Source organism: Nocardia sp. NPDC060255 (assembly GCF_042727395.1).
Taxonomy (GTDB): domain Bacteria; phylum Actinomycetota; class Actinomycetes; order Mycobacteriales; family Mycobacteriaceae; genus Nocardia.
Genome location: NZ_JBHXAU010000004.1, coordinates 16642 through 32433, shown reverse-complemented (window position 1 = coordinate 32433; position 15792 = coordinate 16642). Strand labels below are relative to the sequence as shown.

The following is a 15792-nucleotide window of genomic DNA, read 5'->3' as shown; positions in this document are numbered from 1 at the left end:
CGCTTATGGGTAGTTAGACTATCCATATCGCCGCCGGATCGGCAAGGGAGTCCTGGATGAACGCGGAAGGTCGAATGCGTATCGCGGAGTTGAGCAAGCGCAGCGGGGTCTCCGTGCCCACGATCAAGTACTACCTGCGCGAAGGGCTGCTCATGTCCGGGGAACTGTCGAGCCCCAACCAGGCCAGCTATGGCGAAGACCACCTGCGCCGACTGCGAATGATCCGCGCACTGATCGAAGTGGGCGGCCTCTCGGTGACGGCAATCGCAGACGTTCTCGCCGCCGCCGACGGACCGGAGTTACCCAGATTCGAGCTACTCGGCGTGGTCGCGGGCAGTCTGGACCGACCACAAACGCCGACCGATGACGACGAGTGGAACCGGGCACGCGCCGAAGTGGACGCGGCGTTCCGCCGACGCGGCTGGACCGACGGACGCGCCTCGGCAACCGACACCCTGGTCTCCGTCCTGGTCAGGATGTCCCAATTAGGTTATGGCACTTGGACATCCGAAGCACTGGATACCTATCTGGACGCAGCCGAGCGGGTCGCCGAGATCGACGTCGAACACGCACTGCGCCTTACGGAGCGAACCGACATCGTCGACGGTGCCGCCGTGATGACCATCCTCGGCGAAGCGGCACTCGGCGCCGCGCGCCGCATCGCGCACATCCACGTCTCCGCCAGCAAGCTGGGCAGGTAGTCCTACCAAGGGCCGACAAAGAATTCGAGCACGGACAACGCGATCGCGCTGAGGAGCGCGACGATCGCCGCGGCGCCAAGAGTGCGACGCTGAGCGCGACCGCCATGGCGCCCCGCGGACCGCGCCGCAACGAAACCGCCTGCAGCGCCAAGGATCCCAACCACCAGGACACCCCCGAACAGCAGATAAAACAGACTCCCCAACGCAGCGTCACCAGCACCCCCGAAGCCACGCGCGTACTCCCCCAGCGGAACCGGGAACCGGTAAACGATCGCGACAACCGCCGCAGCCAGCGGTGCCAACACGACAGCGGCAACAGCCCCCAAACAAGCCGCCTTCAACTCACCCATGTTGCCGCCGGTCGACAAGGTTTCACCCATACCCGCAGCTTATGGAACCAACCGCCACATCCGCCCGGCCACCGGCCGACCTGACGAAAACGGGGACAGAACTCTGTGAATTCGACCTTGCTGGGTCGGCAAACCGGGCGGTAGTGTCTGTCCGCAGCAGCCTGAGGGGATGAACCATCGGATTATTGATATAGCACGGCTGGCCGCGAGGCAGCTGGTGACTTGTGGGGTCCGCGATGAATTGCGGTCCGTCGCCAGTTGATTCGGTAGCGGCTATTCGACGGAATGTTCCACCGCAGTCAAGACCGAAGTAGGGGGAGACGTGGCCACTGGCTTGATCGGAATCGGCCTGTTCACAATGAATCTCGACCATGGGCGCCTGCCGGTGGCTGTCGAGGTGAACCGAAATATCCACGACCGCTTGGATCCTCCGGATCTCTCCGAAGCGGCCATGACCGGCTACTATGTGGCGCTGTGGCAGCATGACGCGCCGACCATCGCATCGGGGAGATGGACCGAATTGACCGTATCTCCTTCTCGCCGCGCAGAACTGATCACTCTCCTTGACACCCGATCGCTGGCCGAATTCGAGATGGTAGAGCAATCAGTACGGCAGACTGATGAATTCGTCGGCCGAGGGCCGGTGACCGACTTCGGTGTCCCCTCGATCACGGTGGTCGCCAGCCTCTCTCGCATCAGCAGCATCGAGATCGACCCGCGATGGGCGGCCACGACCAGCCCGTCCTACCTCGGGGCTGACATCCTCGACTGCGCAAATCAGATCCGGCAACAGCGCCCCCGGTTCCACGAGGACGGATCATGGGCCGACCGTACCGACGGCGAGCTCGAACATGAACTCGCTGAATACAAGAGCTACCTGATGAGGAACTCGTAATGGTCAATTTCTCAACAGATCTCAACCAACTGGTGAAGGCCGCCCGAGCCTGGGATCACGCATCTGACGCTCTCACCGTCGCCGCGACCGAGGCACAGAGTATCCATTTCAGCCATCAGGACGTCGCCTGGGGGCTGTTTCGGGAGACCTGGGACGCTCAGATGCAGGCTGCGCGGTACATGTACGACAGGTTGGTCGAGGGAAGAAATGAAACCGAATCCATTGCTAGATCACTGGAGCATGTCGCCAAGGTAATTCAGGAGCAAGATCAGAACTTCGCGAATGTGTTGATCGAGCTCGAAAAGGATAACTGATGGGTGGCACAAAATCTCTGACTGAGATCAACACTGTGCTCGACAAGTTTTCGGACCAGGTCGCGGAGATCAAGAACCAGCCCGCCAAGGTCGACGAAGCGTTTCGAAAGGCGGCCATCGCCGCCGCCGAGGCCGAAGCAGCGACATTCTTCGGACTAGCCGGTGCAGTGGCCGGCGCCATTTATGGCGCGACGACCGAAGACGACTTCACCGGCTATCTGCAGGATCACAAGGAGGAAATCAAGAAGAAGATCCAAGAGCTCCTGGATAAACTACAGGGTGCGATCGACAGTTTGAAGGCACCCATCGCCTTCCTGCAGACCAGCGAGGCTTGGTCGCAGTTGGAGATCCAGATCGGTAAGGCTCAGAGCAACGAGGTGGTCAAGGGGAGCATCACTGGATACTGGGCAGGCGCAGCGGCCCTCAAGTACACGGCGGCCCGCACACTTCAGGACACCGTTATGGACTCCGCGAAGTCAACCTGCAGCAAGCTGAGCACTGCACTCGCCAGTGTTTCGGATACCGCTTGGGACTTCTACTCCAAGATTGTCCAGGATGTCGCGGGTCTGATCACCGACTTGGCATCGGCCCTCCTGAAGATTGCCACCTTCGTCGGCGCACCGTTCGGGATCTCGGATGCGATCAGCGCGCTCGGGACGGTGATCAAAAATGCAATAAAATACTCCGATGAGCTGGCCCAGGCAATGTTTTCCCAAAGAAGAGCCATCAACGATATAATTGTTGCCACATCTAATCCGAAAGGATTCTACAACGACCATTGGCCTAGCAGCGATTCCGACGACTTCAATTTCAACACTCCCGGCGCCGAATGGCAGGCAACATGAACCTGCGCAAGCTGCTCGCAGTTTCTGCATCGGCGGCACTACTTGCGGGCTGTGGACTGTTGTCGCGCAATCACCCTGCTGAGGATGAGTTACGGATGAGTGACCACACCATCCAGGAGTTGTGCGACTCTGCGAAACAGTTCTTCGTCACCCGTGCTGGCACCGGCAACCTGAGGATCGGCCCTGGTGTCGGCGGAAAGACGCTGACCGATAAAATTGGCGGGGGCAACGGATGCTTCTACGACAAGGACGACGGCTCCGCGTCACCGAATCTTGGCTCCGTATCGCTATTTCGCGTCGTCGATGATGATCACACTTTGTCCAAGCCTCCGCCGACGAACGAGAACTACCCAACCAAGCTACTGGCCGTGGACGGCATCACCGTCAAGGTTGTCACCGAGCCCCTGCCCGCAGGGGCCGATCCGGCCGGTACGCCGCTGACAGTCGACCTCACCACCAGTATCGACGGCTGGGATGGCGCACTCCACTTCAGGGCGACCGAAAACGAAACGAGCCGAGATGATCGAACAGTGCGAGCGGGCGGGCAAGTATTGGTGAATATGGTTCGCGCGCTGAAGGGCTGACAGCTCCGCTCTGCAGCGGGGTAGGTACGGTTGTCGCCGCTGATGGGACGCGGCGAGGCGAGCAAGTGCCACGTATGAAGTGCTCGGTGCCGCGGGGGAATCGGTGGGAATGGCCTGGGATACCCAGAACAGCTGAGCCGCGGCGCGTGCGCCACCCCGAGATTTTGGTGCCAATGAAAATGGGGCGTGGCAGGTGGTTCTGGGGTGGGTAGGCTCGGGATTGCTTCTGCCCCTTGGTGATAGGGGTTGCATTTTGCGCGCGGTGACGCGGTGCCGAGCCAGAGGAATAGCATGGGGATCAAGAAGATCGCGGCGGTGGCGACGTTCACCCTCGCGGCCACCGGAATCGCCGGAACCGTGGCGCATGCCGAGCCGGTGGCGTCGAGCGCACAGCCGAGCTCGGTGCAGGGGGCGGAGCACGATGTCGCCTTCGAGGTGGCGAAGTCGGCTGATGGAAAGAGCTTGGCCGCCACACTGTTCGGCGGCACGTTCTCGATGACCGAGGACGCCGTGCAGGTCACCGATCGGGCGGGTGCGGTGGTGGCCAGCCTGCCGCTGACCATCGAACTCGATCAGGGCACGGTCGAACTGCGTCCGCGCATCGATGCGGCCGGCACTCGTCTCACCGCCGAACCGATCGGCTACTGGCGGCAAACCTCGCCCAGGCAGCGCAGCATCGAGGCCGGCATGGCGATCGGGGCATTCACCGGCGCGCTCACCGGCGCCATCGTCGGCCTCGCCATCGGCATCGCCGGCGCGGGCGTGCTCGCCCTGCTCACCTTCCCGGCCGGCTTCCTCGCCGGAGCATTGGTCGGCGGCGCTATCGGCGCGGGTCTCGGTGCGGCCGTGCCGAATTCGGACGTCCCTGATCGCTGGGACTATGTGGACCCGAAACCCATGCCCACTCCCCCGCCCCCGGATTCGCCGCCGAAGCATGATCCGTGGAACGACTGCTCCAGCATCAACCACTCCATCAACTGCCGGTAAGCGGCACACGGAGACCGGCCCCGGCTGCGCGGCTCGTCGGCCCATCCGCAACGATCAGATGACCATGTGTCGACTATTCGGGATGACAGCGGCCCCGCGGCGGGTGAAGGCGACGTTCTGGCTGCTCGACGCCGTCGACAGCCTCGAACGGCAGAGCGAGACGAATCCGGACGGCACCGGGCTGGGCACCTTCCGCCGCGACGGGTCGCCGCTGGTGGAGAAGCAGCCGCTGGCCGCGTTCGAGGATCACAAGTTCGCCGTGGAAGCCAAGCATCGCGAATCGACGACGTTCCTCGCGCACGTGCGGCACGCCTCCACCGGCGCGCGGACCGTGCCCAACACCCACCCGTTCACCCGGGACGGGCGCATCTTCGCGCACAACGGGGTCATCGAGGACCTGCCGCGACTCGAGGAGCAACTGGGCTCCTACCGTGATCTGGTCATCGGCGACACGGACTCCGAGCGATTGTTCGCGTTGATCACCAAACACATCGACGCACACGACGGCGATGTCACAACCGGTCTCACCAGCGCAGTGCAGTGGGTAGCCGACCAACTGCCGATCTTCGCGATCAATCTGATCCTCACCACCGCCGACGAACTCTGGGCCTTGCGCTACCCCGCAACACACGACCTGTATGTGCTCGAACGCAGCGCAGGCAGGCAGCTCGAGCACGTGGGATCCGGTGGCACCGTCCGAGTGCGGTCCGCCGATCTCACCGCCGCCCCGACCGTGATCGTGGCCAGCGAGCCGATGGACGACGACCCCGACTGGCACAACCTCGCACCGGGCGAACTACTGCACGTCGATACCGGCCTCCGCGCCGAGCGCACCGTAATCTTGCCCCAACCACCGTCCCATCCCCTCTCGCTGTCCGACCTCGACGCCGGCGCCGCGGCCTCGCAACTCAGCCGCTAGGGCATCGACACCGCCGTGTTCACCGGAATCCGGTGATGACAGCTGACCGGCCCGGCTGGGACTGTCGAATCCGAGGACGATGTCGCGGACTGGAGGACTGATGGGCGAACCGGTGGCAAGCCTCGAACAGGGTGGGGTGTTCACCCTCGGCAACCGGCAGGTGCATCGAATCGGCTATGGCGCAATGCAATTGGCAGGCGACGGAGTCTTCGGCCCACCCCGTGATCATGGCGAGGCCGTACGGGTGTTGCAGGCAGCCGTAGAAGACGGGATCGATCACATCGATACCGCGCAGTACTACGGGCCGGGCACCGTCAACGAATTGATCCGCGAGGCGTTGCATCCGTACCCGGACAACCTGGTGTTCGTCAGCAAGGTCGCCGCACGGCGCGGTGTCGATGGCGCGGTGCTGCCGTTCGATAACCCGGACCAGCTGCGCGCGGGCATCGAGGAGAATCTCGAGACGCTCGGCGTGGACAGCCTGAGCGCGGTCAATCTACGGATTATGGACGCTGCGGTGCCCGATGAACGTTTCGATGCTCAACTCACCGCGATGATCCAGGCGCGCGACGCCGGTCTGATCGAAGGCATCGGTCTGAGCAATATCTCCCGGCAGCATTTGCTGCGTGCCGTCGACCGCACGCCGATCGTCTGCGTGCAGAATCTGTTCAACCTGGTCGAGCGCGGATCGTCGGACGTGCTGGCCGAATGTGCCGACCGGAACATCGCTTTCGTGCCATTCTGCCCGCTGGGCATGTCTCGCTCCGCGCGCGAGCAGATCCGGACGAGCCCGGAACTGGCCGAGATAGGTAAGCGTCTCAACGCGACACCGGCACAACTCGCCCTCGCCTGGCTACTCGACCTGTCCCCCAACATCCTGCTCATCCCGGGCACCAGCACCCGCGCACATCTGACCGAGAACATCGACTGTGGGCGCGTCGAGTTGGATGACGCGGCGCGCCAACAGCTTCAGGCGTAACTGCCGCGTTCCAGCTCTTCGAACAGGCTGGCCCCGCGGGGAGTCCAGCCGAGCACCGATCGCGCCTTCGCCGCGCTTGCCTGCTGATCCAGCAGTAACGCGTCGGCCAGGTAGACGCCGAGCCTGTTCCTGGCCGCGTCGTCGGTCTCGGTGATCACACCGGGCGCACCGGCCGTGCGAGCGGCGACCTCAGTCAGTTCGCGAACAGTGGGGTTGTCACCGCTCGCCGCGATGAAACGACCACTGGCCGTGGGCGTCTCGATGACTCGCAGAAACAGATCAGCCAGATCGGCCGCGTGGATGGTGCCCCAATGTTGTTGTCCCGAACCGATTGTCGTGAGCCGACCGGCACTGTCTCGCGGTGCACCCACGATCAGATTCGCGAGCCCGCCGCCGTCGCCATAGACGACCGCCGAGGAGATGACCGAGACCCGGGCGCCTGGAATGGCCAGTGCCTGTTCGGTAATCGCGGGCCGCCAAGCGACCAATGCCGGCGGGTTGAACGGTTTGTCTTCTACGACATCAGGATCCGAGCCCCACTCCCACAGGCCCGCGGTGTGCACGTATGGCTTCCCAGTATCAGCGAAGGCCCGACCGACAGCCCGGACGACGTTCGCGTCGAACTCGGCCGCCGTCGCGTCACCGGTCGTCGCGGCATGGATCGCGCCGTCGGCTCGCCGCAGCGCGTCGTCGAGAAACGCCTCGTCCGTGACCGCCCCGATCACGGCAGTCACCTTGTCGGACTTGACCTTCGCCGCGGCCTCCGCACTGCGCACCACCGCCGTCACGGAGTGCCCCGCCTTGGTCAGCGCTACCAATACATGCGATCCGACGTACCCGGTCGCACCGGTGAGCAGAATGTCCACAATCCACACCTTCCGTCGATGGAACAGTTCAGTGTTGAAGTGCCGCCCCGAGATTGCCGAGCACGCCGAGCTGGGTGAAGATCACCGTGCCCGACGGGTAGCAGTCGAAGCGCTTGATCTTGCCGTCCGACAATTCGAAGACGTCGCAGCACGGCGCGTCCATCCGGTTCCCGGTGGGCGGCAGGATCATCCCGTCGCCCAGACTGAGCGGGCCCTGATGCGTGCCCTGCAGTGCCAGCTGGACGATGACCAGGTCACCGGTGGTGTAGACCTGATACAACTCACGATGCATGTCGGGGAACGCCCGCCCGTAGTTCTCGACGGGCCAGGCACGGTCCTTGCCGAGATAGGTGACGCCGATGGATTCGTCGGTGAAGGTCCCGTCCTCGGTGAAGGCGGCGAGCCAGCCGTCCAGGTCCTTCACCTCGGCGATCTGGTAAGCGTTGCGAATGATCTGTTCGTTGTCCATGTCTGTACTTCCCACCGCTGATGATTCGTGCCATGACCGCGCCTCGTAGGATTGCCGCGCTGCACTCAGCGTCGCAGTGCGGCAGGTGAGGAGTCGTCACCTGATTCCGGTGAATTCGGACCACCCACTGCGGTTGCGGGGCAACCGAATCCGATGCCAGGCGAATGCGCGTCACCGATTTCACGCGAGGTTTAAGCTGGATGGCTGGAAGGAAAGGCAGCGATGTCCGATTCGTCCCGACTGATCGCCCGCCACGACCTCGTCGCCACCCTCGACCGGGCCGCGCGGCGGAAGGTCACCCTCGTCACCGCGCCCGCGGGCAGCGGGAAGACGTCGCTGCTGCACGCCTGGGCGGCGGGTCCCGGCCGGTCGCGTCGCATCGCGATGATGCAGGTCGAACTCGGTCAGCACGACGCTCAGTTGTTCTGGTTGACCTTGCTGGACGCGATCCACGCGGCCGCCGGTAGATCCGAACCGCAGCCCGCGACGCCCGACTTCGACGGGCCGGCCATGGTGGACCGCGTGCTGTCCGAACTGACGGCCTTCGACGACCCGATCGTCCTGGTCATCGACGATCTGCACGAGCTGGGTTCCACGGCGGCCATCGAACAACTCATTCGCTTGCTGACGAACCTGCCTGCACAGGCCAGCGCGATCATTGCCGCACGCCGCGATCCGCCACTGCGGCTCCATCAGCTGCGCCTGACAGGCGAGCTCGCCGAAATCCGCAGTGCGCAAATGCGTTTCAGCGCATCGGAGACTCGCGAATTCCTGACGACCTCCGGAATTCCACTGTCCGACAACAGCATCGATCTGCTACATCAACGCACGGAGGGCTGGGCGGCCGGATTACGGCTCGCCGCACTGTCTTTGACCGAGCACCCCGATCCCGAACAGTTCGTCTCCGAGTTCTCCGGGAGCGACCGGACGGTCGCGGAGTACCTGATCGCCGAGATGCTCGAACGCCAGCCGAAAGACGTCCAGCGCATGCTGCTGCGCACGTCGCTGCTCGACCAGGTGAACGGCGAACTCGCCGACCTGCTCACCGAGTCGTCCGGGTCCGAACGGATGCTGCTCGAACTCGAGGACGCCAACGCGTTCGTGGTGGCGCTCGACACCGAGCGCACCTGGTTCCGCTATCACCATCTTTTCAGCGGCCTGCTGCGACTGGAACTGCGCCGCGTCCTGGCCGACGAGATTCCGGGTCTGCACCGGCAGGCCGCCACCTGGTTCGCCGACCACGGCCACATCGCCGAGGCCATCCGGCATCTTCAGGCGGCCGGCGAATGGTCCGCGGCGGCCCGGTTGCTCACCGACCATTCCCTCAGCCTCACCCTGGACGGACGGGCCGGAACCGTCGAGGCGCTCCTGCGTTCCTTCCCGGCGCGAGCGGACGGCGACTCCCCCGAACTGGCGGTCGTGTACACCATTTCCGATCTCGACCAGCTGCGACTGGACGAGGCTTCCGCGCATCTCGAGGTCGCCAGGTCCTACGCCGCGACAACGCCCGCGGACCGACAGCGACGACTGCGCATGGCCATCGCGTCTCTGGATCTGCTGCTCGCGCGCCTGCGCGGCCATTTCGACGGCGTGCTCGAGCAGGTCGGATCCCTGCCCGCTACGGCCGGACTGTCGAATGCCGATATCGCACTCGCCAGCGACCTGCACGCCGTCGCACTGCTGAATCTCGGTGTGACACAGGCCTGGTCGCTGCGCCTCGCGGACAGCTCCCGGCACCTCACCGAGGGCGCCGCCCTGGCCCGCCATATCAACCGCCCCTACCTGGAGGTGGCCTGCCGGGCCCAGCTCGCGTTCTCCTCGACGATGACCTCGTTCGCCGTCGCAGACCGACGATGCGAGGAGGCGATAGCGCTGGCCGCGCGGCACGGCTGGGACAACCAAACGGTCATCGCGCCCGCCTTGGCCACGCGTGCGGGCACGATGATCTGGACCGGGGAATTCGACGGCGGCGCACAGTGGCTGGAGCGAGCCGTTCGCGTCACCCGAGCGGGGAGCGAACCGGGCTTACGACTGCTGATCCACCTGCTCGCCGGGATGCTGCACGCGGGCCGCGGACAGCACCGCCGCGCACTCGACGAACTCGAACTCGCCGGCCGCGTGCAAGCGAATATGCTTGGCGAGCACGCACTCTCGGCCCGGGTCGTCGGCGGCACCATCGCGGCGCAGGCCCGGCTCGGCATGGTCGAACAGGCGCACGTCACGCTCGCCGAGCAGTCAGCCCCGATGGTCGAGACCGGCGAGGTCCGCAATGCCGTCGCCGTGCTTCAGCTGGCCGAGCGGGATCCGGCCGCGGCGCGGAAAACAGTGCAGGCCGTGCTGCACGACACGGCACGGGTGGACCACGACTTCACCCGCATCGAAGCCCACCTGGTGGACGCACTCGCCTGCCGGGCCCTCGATGATCCACGAGCCGCGGGTGCGGCGGTCGAACGTGCGCTCGAACTCGCCGAGCCGGAACGACTGATCCTCCCCTTCGCCGTGACCGGAGCCTGGCAATTACTGAAAGCCATTCCGCTGCACACTACTTCGCACGCCGCACTGATCGCCGACATCCTCGATGCCGTCCGCGGCAGCACCGCGAATCACGCTGCGGGGCAGCCGCCGAGCGATCTCAGTCCCAGCGAATTGCGGCTGCTCCGCTACTTGCCGACAAACCTCACCCGACCCGAAATCGCCAGCACCCTTTCGGTTTCGGTGAACACCGTGAACACCCACATCCGCAATATCTACGCCAAGCTCGGCGTCACCGACCGTTCGACGGCCGTACAGCGCGGCCGGGAACTGCGCCTGCTGTCCGCAGGCCATACCGGGTCGCCGCTCACCTGATTCGGGTGATGCCGCCTCACCTGACCGGCCGCGACACTGGACGCATGGGCGACGACCCCAACCTGCTGACCCTCCGGATCAACGGCCACCTCGGCCCGATCGCGCTGGCCGCGTTCCCGACCATGGTCGTCGATCAGCAGGGCCCGGACACCGTCCTCACCGGCTGGTTACCGGACCGATGCGCCTTCTTCGGCGTGCTCGCCGAGGTCGAGACCCTCGGCCTCGACCTCCTCGAGCTGCGTTTCGAAGTACCTCGTCGCCCGCGCTGAACGGTTCAGGCCTCTCGCTCGACGACGTCGACGTACCGCTGCAGGTAGTGCGGCCAACCGCCGTCGTTGCCGACGCCCGCGCGGACCGCCTCCCGGCCGTCGCCGTGCCGGTCGAGGTTGCGGTGTTCGAGTTCGACGCGAGTGCGCTCCGGACCATCCGCGATGAAGCGGACTTCGACCTCGCTGGTCTTGTCGGGGTCGGTCTCGATCTCCCAGCGCTCGTTGATATCCCAGCTGAACACCACTCGGTTCGGCGGCTCGTAGGCCAGCACCCGCGCCCAGCGGCATACGCTGCCGTCTTCGCCGCGGTCGTAGATGTACCCGCCGACCTTTCGCTCGAACACCGTCTCGGCGATCGGGACCGCCAACAGGTTGTGATCGCGCGGTTTGATGGCATCGAAGCGTTCGGTGAACAGCTCGAACGCTCGCGCCAGCGGCGCGTTGACCACAATCTGCAACTGCACCGGTTCGACTTGGGTATTGGTCATGACTTCTCCTGAATCTTGTTCGACCACTTGTTGATACGTGGCGAGGGCGCGTCCCCAGAACCGGTCGAGCTGGGCACGCAGCGCGCCCATCCCGTCCGGGTTCAATTGGTAGATCCGGCGTGTTCCGACGGCCCGATCCAGCACCAGCCCCGCGTCTTTGAGCACCTTCAAATGTTGCGAAACCGCAGGCCTGCTGATCGGCAACGCGCTCGCGAGTTCACCGACCGCCTGCGGCCGCTCCGCCAGGCGCTCGAGGATGGTGCGCCGCATCCGATCCGCGAGCGCACCCCATTCATCTCCTGCTTGGTAAGTATCTACGAACCGTAAGTGTCCACTTACCGATTGCGGTTGTCAACCGTCGCCGTCGGACGCGGAATTGCGGAGAAACCGGAAAAGCCGCTGGTGGTGCGCAAGGATGAGAACGCGGCGCCATGATCGCCGCGGTGTTTTCTGATTGTGGTCCGCGATCTACTTCCGCTACCCAGGAGGACAAAGATCCATGGTGACTATTCGGAACTACCGACGCTCCGCCCTCATGCTGGCCGCCTGCGGTGCGCTGGGGCTGGCCGTGATGTCCACTGCCGCACCGGCTCTCGCCGCCAACGCCATCGACGTCAGCGGTATCGGCCCGTCCACCGTGCTGGTCGACTACAGCTGTGAGTCCTCGGCGGGCGTGGTCGGCATCGAGGCGATGGTGGGCGATCCCAACGCGGACAGTCCGTCGGCCACCGGCACGCAGCGCGCCGTCAACTGCGACGGATCCAATCAATCCGCCGAGGTCATGCTGAATGCGCCACTGCTGGCGGATCAGACGGTGCAGGTTCGGGTCGCACTCGTCGACGCCTATGAGACCGTCGTTTCCGGGCAGGCCAAGTTGGCAAAGCTGGGGTGACGTCGCGGTCAGCGCGGCTCGTCGACGAAAACCCGCCGCATCTGCGGCAGCCGCTCCGGATGCCGCCGGTACAGGTAGACGAGCACGGCAACGCCGATCAGATACCAGATTCCGATGACCAGACCCGCCTGACTCGACGGATAGCTCAGTGGCGTGACGAACTTCAGCACCGCGCCGCCGATCCCCATCGCGGTGAGCCAGGCCGGGACGAACGCCACGATGCCGAGGACCGGAATCACCAGGTGCAGTAGCCAATTGAACTCGCCGCGCTGCCGCCGCAGGTAGAACATGAGGCACGACAGGTTGAACACCATGTAGACGGCGATCATGACACCCGCCAGGATCGTGGCCAAGAAAACGAAGGCCGTGGTCGGGCCGAAGTGCAGGCCGATCGGCAGGCCGATGGCGAGCGTCACCAGCAACTGGACGAGCACGCCGATATGCGGCGAGTTCCACCGCGGATGGGTGCGCGACAGCGCGGCGGGCAGCAGACCGATCCGGGACATGGCGTACCAGGTTCGGGTCGTCGCCAGCGTGCCCGCGTTCCCGTTGGCGAACGTCGAATTCAGGATGGCGAACAACGCGACCACCCAGCCGATCCCCCACACGTCGCGGGCGAGTGTTATCCACGGGCTCCCGTCGCCGAGCTCGCCGAAGGTCGCATACCGGTCCGGCCCGAAGTACACGTCGCCCGCGTAGGTGGTGAATACATAGAACACGCCGATGACACCGCAGGACGCCACCACCGCGATCGGAATAGTGCGGCGCGGGTTCCGGGCTTCCTCGGCCAGCGGCGCCGAGGCCTCGAAGCCGATGAACGCGAGGACGGTATAGATCGACGCCGCGGCCACGCCGGAAAACCCTTGGTAGCCTTCGACTGTCGCGAAATGCAGGGTGAAAACGGACGCGGTGTTCCCGGTTCCCGCCTTGACCACAAGCCAGCCTGCCAGCACGAGAAATACCAGAATCTCGAACAGGCCCAGGACAGTCCCCACCTGCGCGCTGATCCGCACGCCGCGATAGTTCAGCAAGGCGATCAGGACAGCGGCCAGGATCATGACCGCCACCCAGGTGGCGGTGAACGGCCAGTCGAACTCGCTGTGCATCACCGAGCCGACCAGGTAGCCGACGAGAACCGTTGTCGTCGGACCGATCAGCGCCTCGACGAGCGCGTAACCCCAGCCGACCAGGAATCCGATCACCGGGTGCAGCGCCTCGGCGGGATAGGTGTAGATGCTGCCCGCCGACGGCAGGTGCTTGGCGAGCTGACCGATCGAGCTCGCGACCAACAGGCACGCGACCAACGCGAGCAGGACCGCCAGCGGCAGTGCGCCACCCGCGTAAGTGGCGCCGACCGCGATCGACAGCGCGACCGCGCCCGCGGGCGCCATGGAGGTGACGGACTGAAACAGCACCTCGCGCAGGCCGATCGCGCCGCGCGCCAAGCCCGGGGTCCCGGCGGAATCAGCGGATGTCATAGCTAACTCCTATCATCTCCCGTCTACGATGATGCAGCTCCGGTCCGCCCCGCGCGCTCGAATCGCGGTTTCCGGCTTCCGCCCTGACCCGAGAGGACCATGCTGAGGTATGCCGGACGATGAATCCCGCTCCCTGGCCGCGAGTTTCGCCGCGTACGGCGCGACGCTGCACGGAACAGTCGGGCTCGCCTACGCTCCGGTCGGTGGCGAGCGAGCCGTCGCGCTCGGCGATTGGGCCGGTGGCGTCGCCTGGTCGACCAGCAAGGTGCCGCTTGCGATCGCCGCGTTGCGGGCGGCTCCGGTTGCCGCGAAACCCTATGTGACACCGGCCATTACCCGCTCCGACAATGCCGCGGCCGAGCGGCTGTGGTCCATGCTCGGCCCACCGGACGTCGCCGCAGCAGCGGTGCAGGCCGTGCTCGAAGATGGCGGCGACACCGGCACCCGGGTGCAATCGCGACGGGTCCGGCCGGAGTACACGGCCTTCGGCCAGACCGAATGGAGTGCCGCTCGACAAGCCCTGTTCACCGCTCACCTGCCGTGCATCGAGGCAGGCGCCGACGTCCTCGCGCTGATGCGAACGCTTGACGCCGAGCACCGATGGGGATTGGCGCGGTTGCCCGGGGCGGCCGCCAAGGGCGGCTGGGGTCCCGACGAGCAGGGGGCACACCTGGTCCGGCAACTGGGCGTGCTCCCCAATGGATCGGGTTGGACCGCTGTGACATTGGGCGCTCGACCGACCTCGGGCACCTTCGCCGACGGAATCGCCTTGCTCGACCGGCTCACCCAGTGGGTCGGCAGCCATCTTCGACAATTACCCACTGGACGTTGCCGGTAATAGCCAGATGATAATGCGACAATTGCATCATGGGCTACCTACCTCGCCGACTCAGCTGTCCAGGCATCCTGTTCGGCGCGCTGAGTGTCGTTGTCGGACTGTCGCTCCCGGCGCACGCGGAGCCCTCGCCGCCGGAACCGCCCAGCGCCTATGTCGATGTCGCCGCGGCCACGGTGTGGACCTCGCCGCAGAGTCCTCGTCCGGTCGATCAGCCCGCCCTCACCAACCCGGTCGACATCTCCCGCTGGATCGCGGGTATGACGTTGGCGGAGCAGGAAGCCCTCACCTCCGACAACCTGACACAGACTCAGGCGCTGTACGGCGATCGCGTCTATGTCCTGCAGCAGCAAGGTGATTGGACCGAGGTGCTGGTACCCGGGCAGCCGACTCCGAAGAACGCACTCGGCTATCCCGGCTGGATACCCAGCGTTCAGCTGACCACCAGCCCGGAGTTCGCGGCTCTGCAAGCAACCGCCCCCTTCGCGCTGGCCGACCACGACTCGACCACCTGGCTGTTCCGCGACCCCGAGCTCACGCAGCGAGACATAGAGATCAGCGCCAACACTCGACTTCCGGTGCTCAGCCGAACCGGCGACGGAATTGCGGTCGCTACCCCACGCGGCGGTCCGAAATGGCTCGACGCCAGCACCGCCGATATCTATCGGAAACCCACGGACATCCCGTATCCCGGCGCCACCGATCTGGTGCGGTCCGCGACCATGTTCCTGGATCGCCCCTACCTGTGGGGCGGACGCGCCGGGTTCGGCATGGATTGCTCCGGCTTCACCTCGACCATCTATCAGGTCCATGGGATCACCCTGCCGCGAGACGCCGGACCGCAAGCCACCGACGGGAACGGCCGCCCGGTCGACAAGAGCGATCTACAACCGGGTGACCTGCTGTTCTACGCGCACGACACCAAGGACCCCGATTCGATCTATCACGTCGCGATGTCCATCGGCGGCGATCGGATGATCGAGGCGTTCGACTCCGCTACGCCGGTACGAATCACACCGGTCCGGTTCGGCCCGGATTACTGGGGCGCAGAACGATATTTGCGCGGCTAGGCTG

General features: G+C 65.1%; 18 protein-coding genes and 1 pseudogene. 13 read left to right on the top strand and 6 right to left on the bottom strand.

The window, feature by feature from the left end:
* Positions 1-56: 56 nt before the first annotated feature.
* Positions 57-701 carry a MerR family transcriptional regulator gene (locus ACFWF1_RS10470; protein WP_379281507.1) on the top strand — a complete coding sequence of 215 codons (645 nt, stop codon included), beginning with the start codon at positions 57-59 and terminating at the stop codon, positions 699-701.
* Between the two features lie 2 nt (positions 702-703).
* Here the strand turns inward: ACFWF1_RS10470 and ACFWF1_RS10465 are convergent, their stop codons facing one another.
* The gene (locus tag ACFWF1_RS10465) at positions 704-1081 is read right to left on the bottom strand and encodes a hypothetical protein (RefSeq protein WP_379281506.1); all 378 of its coding nucleotides are present in this window, start codon (positions 1079-1081) and stop codon (positions 704-706) included.
* 292 nt (positions 1082-1373) lie between these two features.
* Here ACFWF1_RS10465 and ACFWF1_RS10460 point away from each other — a divergent pair, with 292 nt between their 5' ends.
* From ACFWF1_RS10460 to ACFWF1_RS10430, 7 genes are all read left to right on the top strand, one after another.
* The gene (locus ACFWF1_RS10460; RefSeq protein ID WP_379281505.1) at positions 1374-1946 is read left to right on the top strand and encodes a hypothetical protein; all 573 of its coding nucleotides are present in this window, start codon (positions 1374-1376) and stop codon (positions 1944-1946) included.
* The gene (locus tag ACFWF1_RS10455) at positions 1946-2260 is read left to right on the top strand and encodes a hypothetical protein (protein ID WP_379281504.1); all 315 of its coding nucleotides are present in this window, start codon (positions 1946-1948) and stop codon (positions 2258-2260) included. Before ACFWF1_RS10460 ends, ACFWF1_RS10455 begins: the two co-directional genes overlap by 1 nt.
* The gene (locus ACFWF1_RS10450; RefSeq protein ID WP_379281503.1) at positions 2260-3105 is read left to right on the top strand and encodes a hypothetical protein; all 846 of its coding nucleotides are present in this window, start codon (positions 2260-2262) and stop codon (positions 3103-3105) included. The genes ACFWF1_RS10455 and ACFWF1_RS10450 overlap by 1 nt, the downstream gene beginning before the upstream one ends.
* Positions 3102-3689, top strand: coding sequence for a hypothetical protein (locus tag ACFWF1_RS10445; RefSeq protein WP_379281502.1), 588 nt, complete (start codon positions 3102-3104; stop codon positions 3687-3689). The genes ACFWF1_RS10450 and ACFWF1_RS10445 overlap by 4 nt, the downstream gene beginning before the upstream one ends.
* A 291-nt stretch (positions 3690-3980) precedes the next feature.
* Entirely contained in the window at positions 3981-4676 is a 696-nt protein-coding gene (locus ACFWF1_RS10440) for a hypothetical protein (RefSeq protein WP_379281501.1), read from the top strand.
* Between the two features lie 64 nt (positions 4677-4740).
* The gene (locus tag ACFWF1_RS10435) at positions 4741-5595 is read left to right on the top strand and encodes a class II glutamine amidotransferase (RefSeq protein WP_379281500.1); all 855 of its coding nucleotides are present in this window, start codon (positions 4741-4743) and stop codon (positions 5593-5595) included.
* Between the two features lie 100 nt (positions 5596-5695).
* Positions 5696-6574, top strand: coding sequence for an oxidoreductase (locus ACFWF1_RS10430; RefSeq protein ID WP_379281499.1), 879 nt, complete (start codon positions 5696-5698; stop codon positions 6572-6574).
* On the opposite strand, the gene ACFWF1_RS10425 is transcribed toward ACFWF1_RS10430, so the two are convergent.
* Together ACFWF1_RS10425 and ACFWF1_RS10420 are read right to left on the bottom strand one after the other, a co-directional pair.
* Complete coding sequence (locus ACFWF1_RS10425) at positions 6565-7440, bottom strand: NAD-dependent epimerase/dehydratase family protein (protein WP_379281498.1); 876 nt, start codon at positions 7438-7440, stop codon at positions 6565-6567. The two genes, ACFWF1_RS10430 and ACFWF1_RS10425, sit on opposite strands and share 10 nt — an antisense overlap.
* Positions 7441-7468: 28 nt before the next feature.
* A complete protein-coding gene (locus ACFWF1_RS10420) occupies positions 7469-7909 on the bottom strand; it encodes a nuclear transport factor 2 family protein (RefSeq protein WP_379281497.1) in 441 nt (146 codons plus the stop codon).
* Positions 7910-8131: 222 nt separating this feature from the next.
* On the opposite strand from ACFWF1_RS10420, the gene ACFWF1_RS10415 reads away from it, so the two are divergent.
* Positions 8132-10756 (top strand): LuxR C-terminal-related transcriptional regulator, encoded by a 2625-nt coding sequence (locus ACFWF1_RS10415; protein ID WP_379281496.1) that lies wholly within the window; start codon positions 8132-8134, stop codon positions 10754-10756.
* Positions 10757-10800: 44 nt separating this feature from the next.
* Entirely contained in the window at positions 10801-11025 is a 225-nt protein-coding gene (locus tag ACFWF1_RS10410; protein ID WP_379281495.1) for a hypothetical protein, read from the top strand.
* 5 nt (positions 11026-11030) lie between these two features.
* Here the strand turns inward: ACFWF1_RS10410 and ACFWF1_RS10405 are convergent, their stop codons facing one another.
* Positions 11031-11513 carry an SRPBCC family protein gene (locus ACFWF1_RS10405; protein WP_379281786.1) on the bottom strand — a complete coding sequence of 161 codons (483 nt, stop codon included), beginning with the start codon at positions 11511-11513 and terminating at the stop codon, positions 11031-11033.
* A gap of 3 nt (positions 11514-11516) precedes the next feature.
* Positions 11517-11831 (bottom strand): annotated as a pseudogene (locus ACFWF1_RS10400) (ArsR/SmtB family transcription factor); the annotation flags it as partial.
* 181 nt (positions 11832-12012) lie between these two features.
* On the opposite strand from ACFWF1_RS10400, the gene ACFWF1_RS10395 reads away from it, so the two are divergent.
* Positions 12013-12405, top strand: a complete 393-nt coding sequence (locus tag ACFWF1_RS10395; RefSeq protein ID WP_379281494.1) for a hypothetical protein — start codon at positions 12013-12015, stop codon at positions 12403-12405.
* A gap of 8 nt (positions 12406-12413) precedes the next feature.
* Here ACFWF1_RS10395 and ACFWF1_RS10390 read toward each other — a convergent pair whose 3' ends face one another.
* Positions 12414-13883 (bottom strand): APC family permease, encoded by a 1470-nt coding sequence (locus tag ACFWF1_RS10390; protein ID WP_379281493.1) that lies wholly within the window; start codon positions 13881-13883, stop codon positions 12414-12416.
* A gap of 109 nt (positions 13884-13992) precedes the next feature.
* Between ACFWF1_RS10390 and ACFWF1_RS10385 the strand changes: the two genes are divergently transcribed.
* Both ACFWF1_RS10385 and ACFWF1_RS10380 read left to right on the top strand, forming a co-directional pair.
* Positions 13993-14721: a hypothetical protein gene (locus ACFWF1_RS10385; RefSeq protein WP_379281492.1), complete on the top strand. Its 729-nt coding sequence runs from the start codon at positions 13993-13995 to the stop codon at positions 14719-14721.
* Positions 14722-14750: 29 nt separating this feature from the next.
* A complete protein-coding gene (locus ACFWF1_RS10380; RefSeq protein ID WP_379281491.1) occupies positions 14751-15788 on the top strand; it encodes an NlpC/P60 family protein in 1038 nt (345 codons plus the stop codon).
* Positions 15789-15792 lie beyond the last annotated feature (4 nt).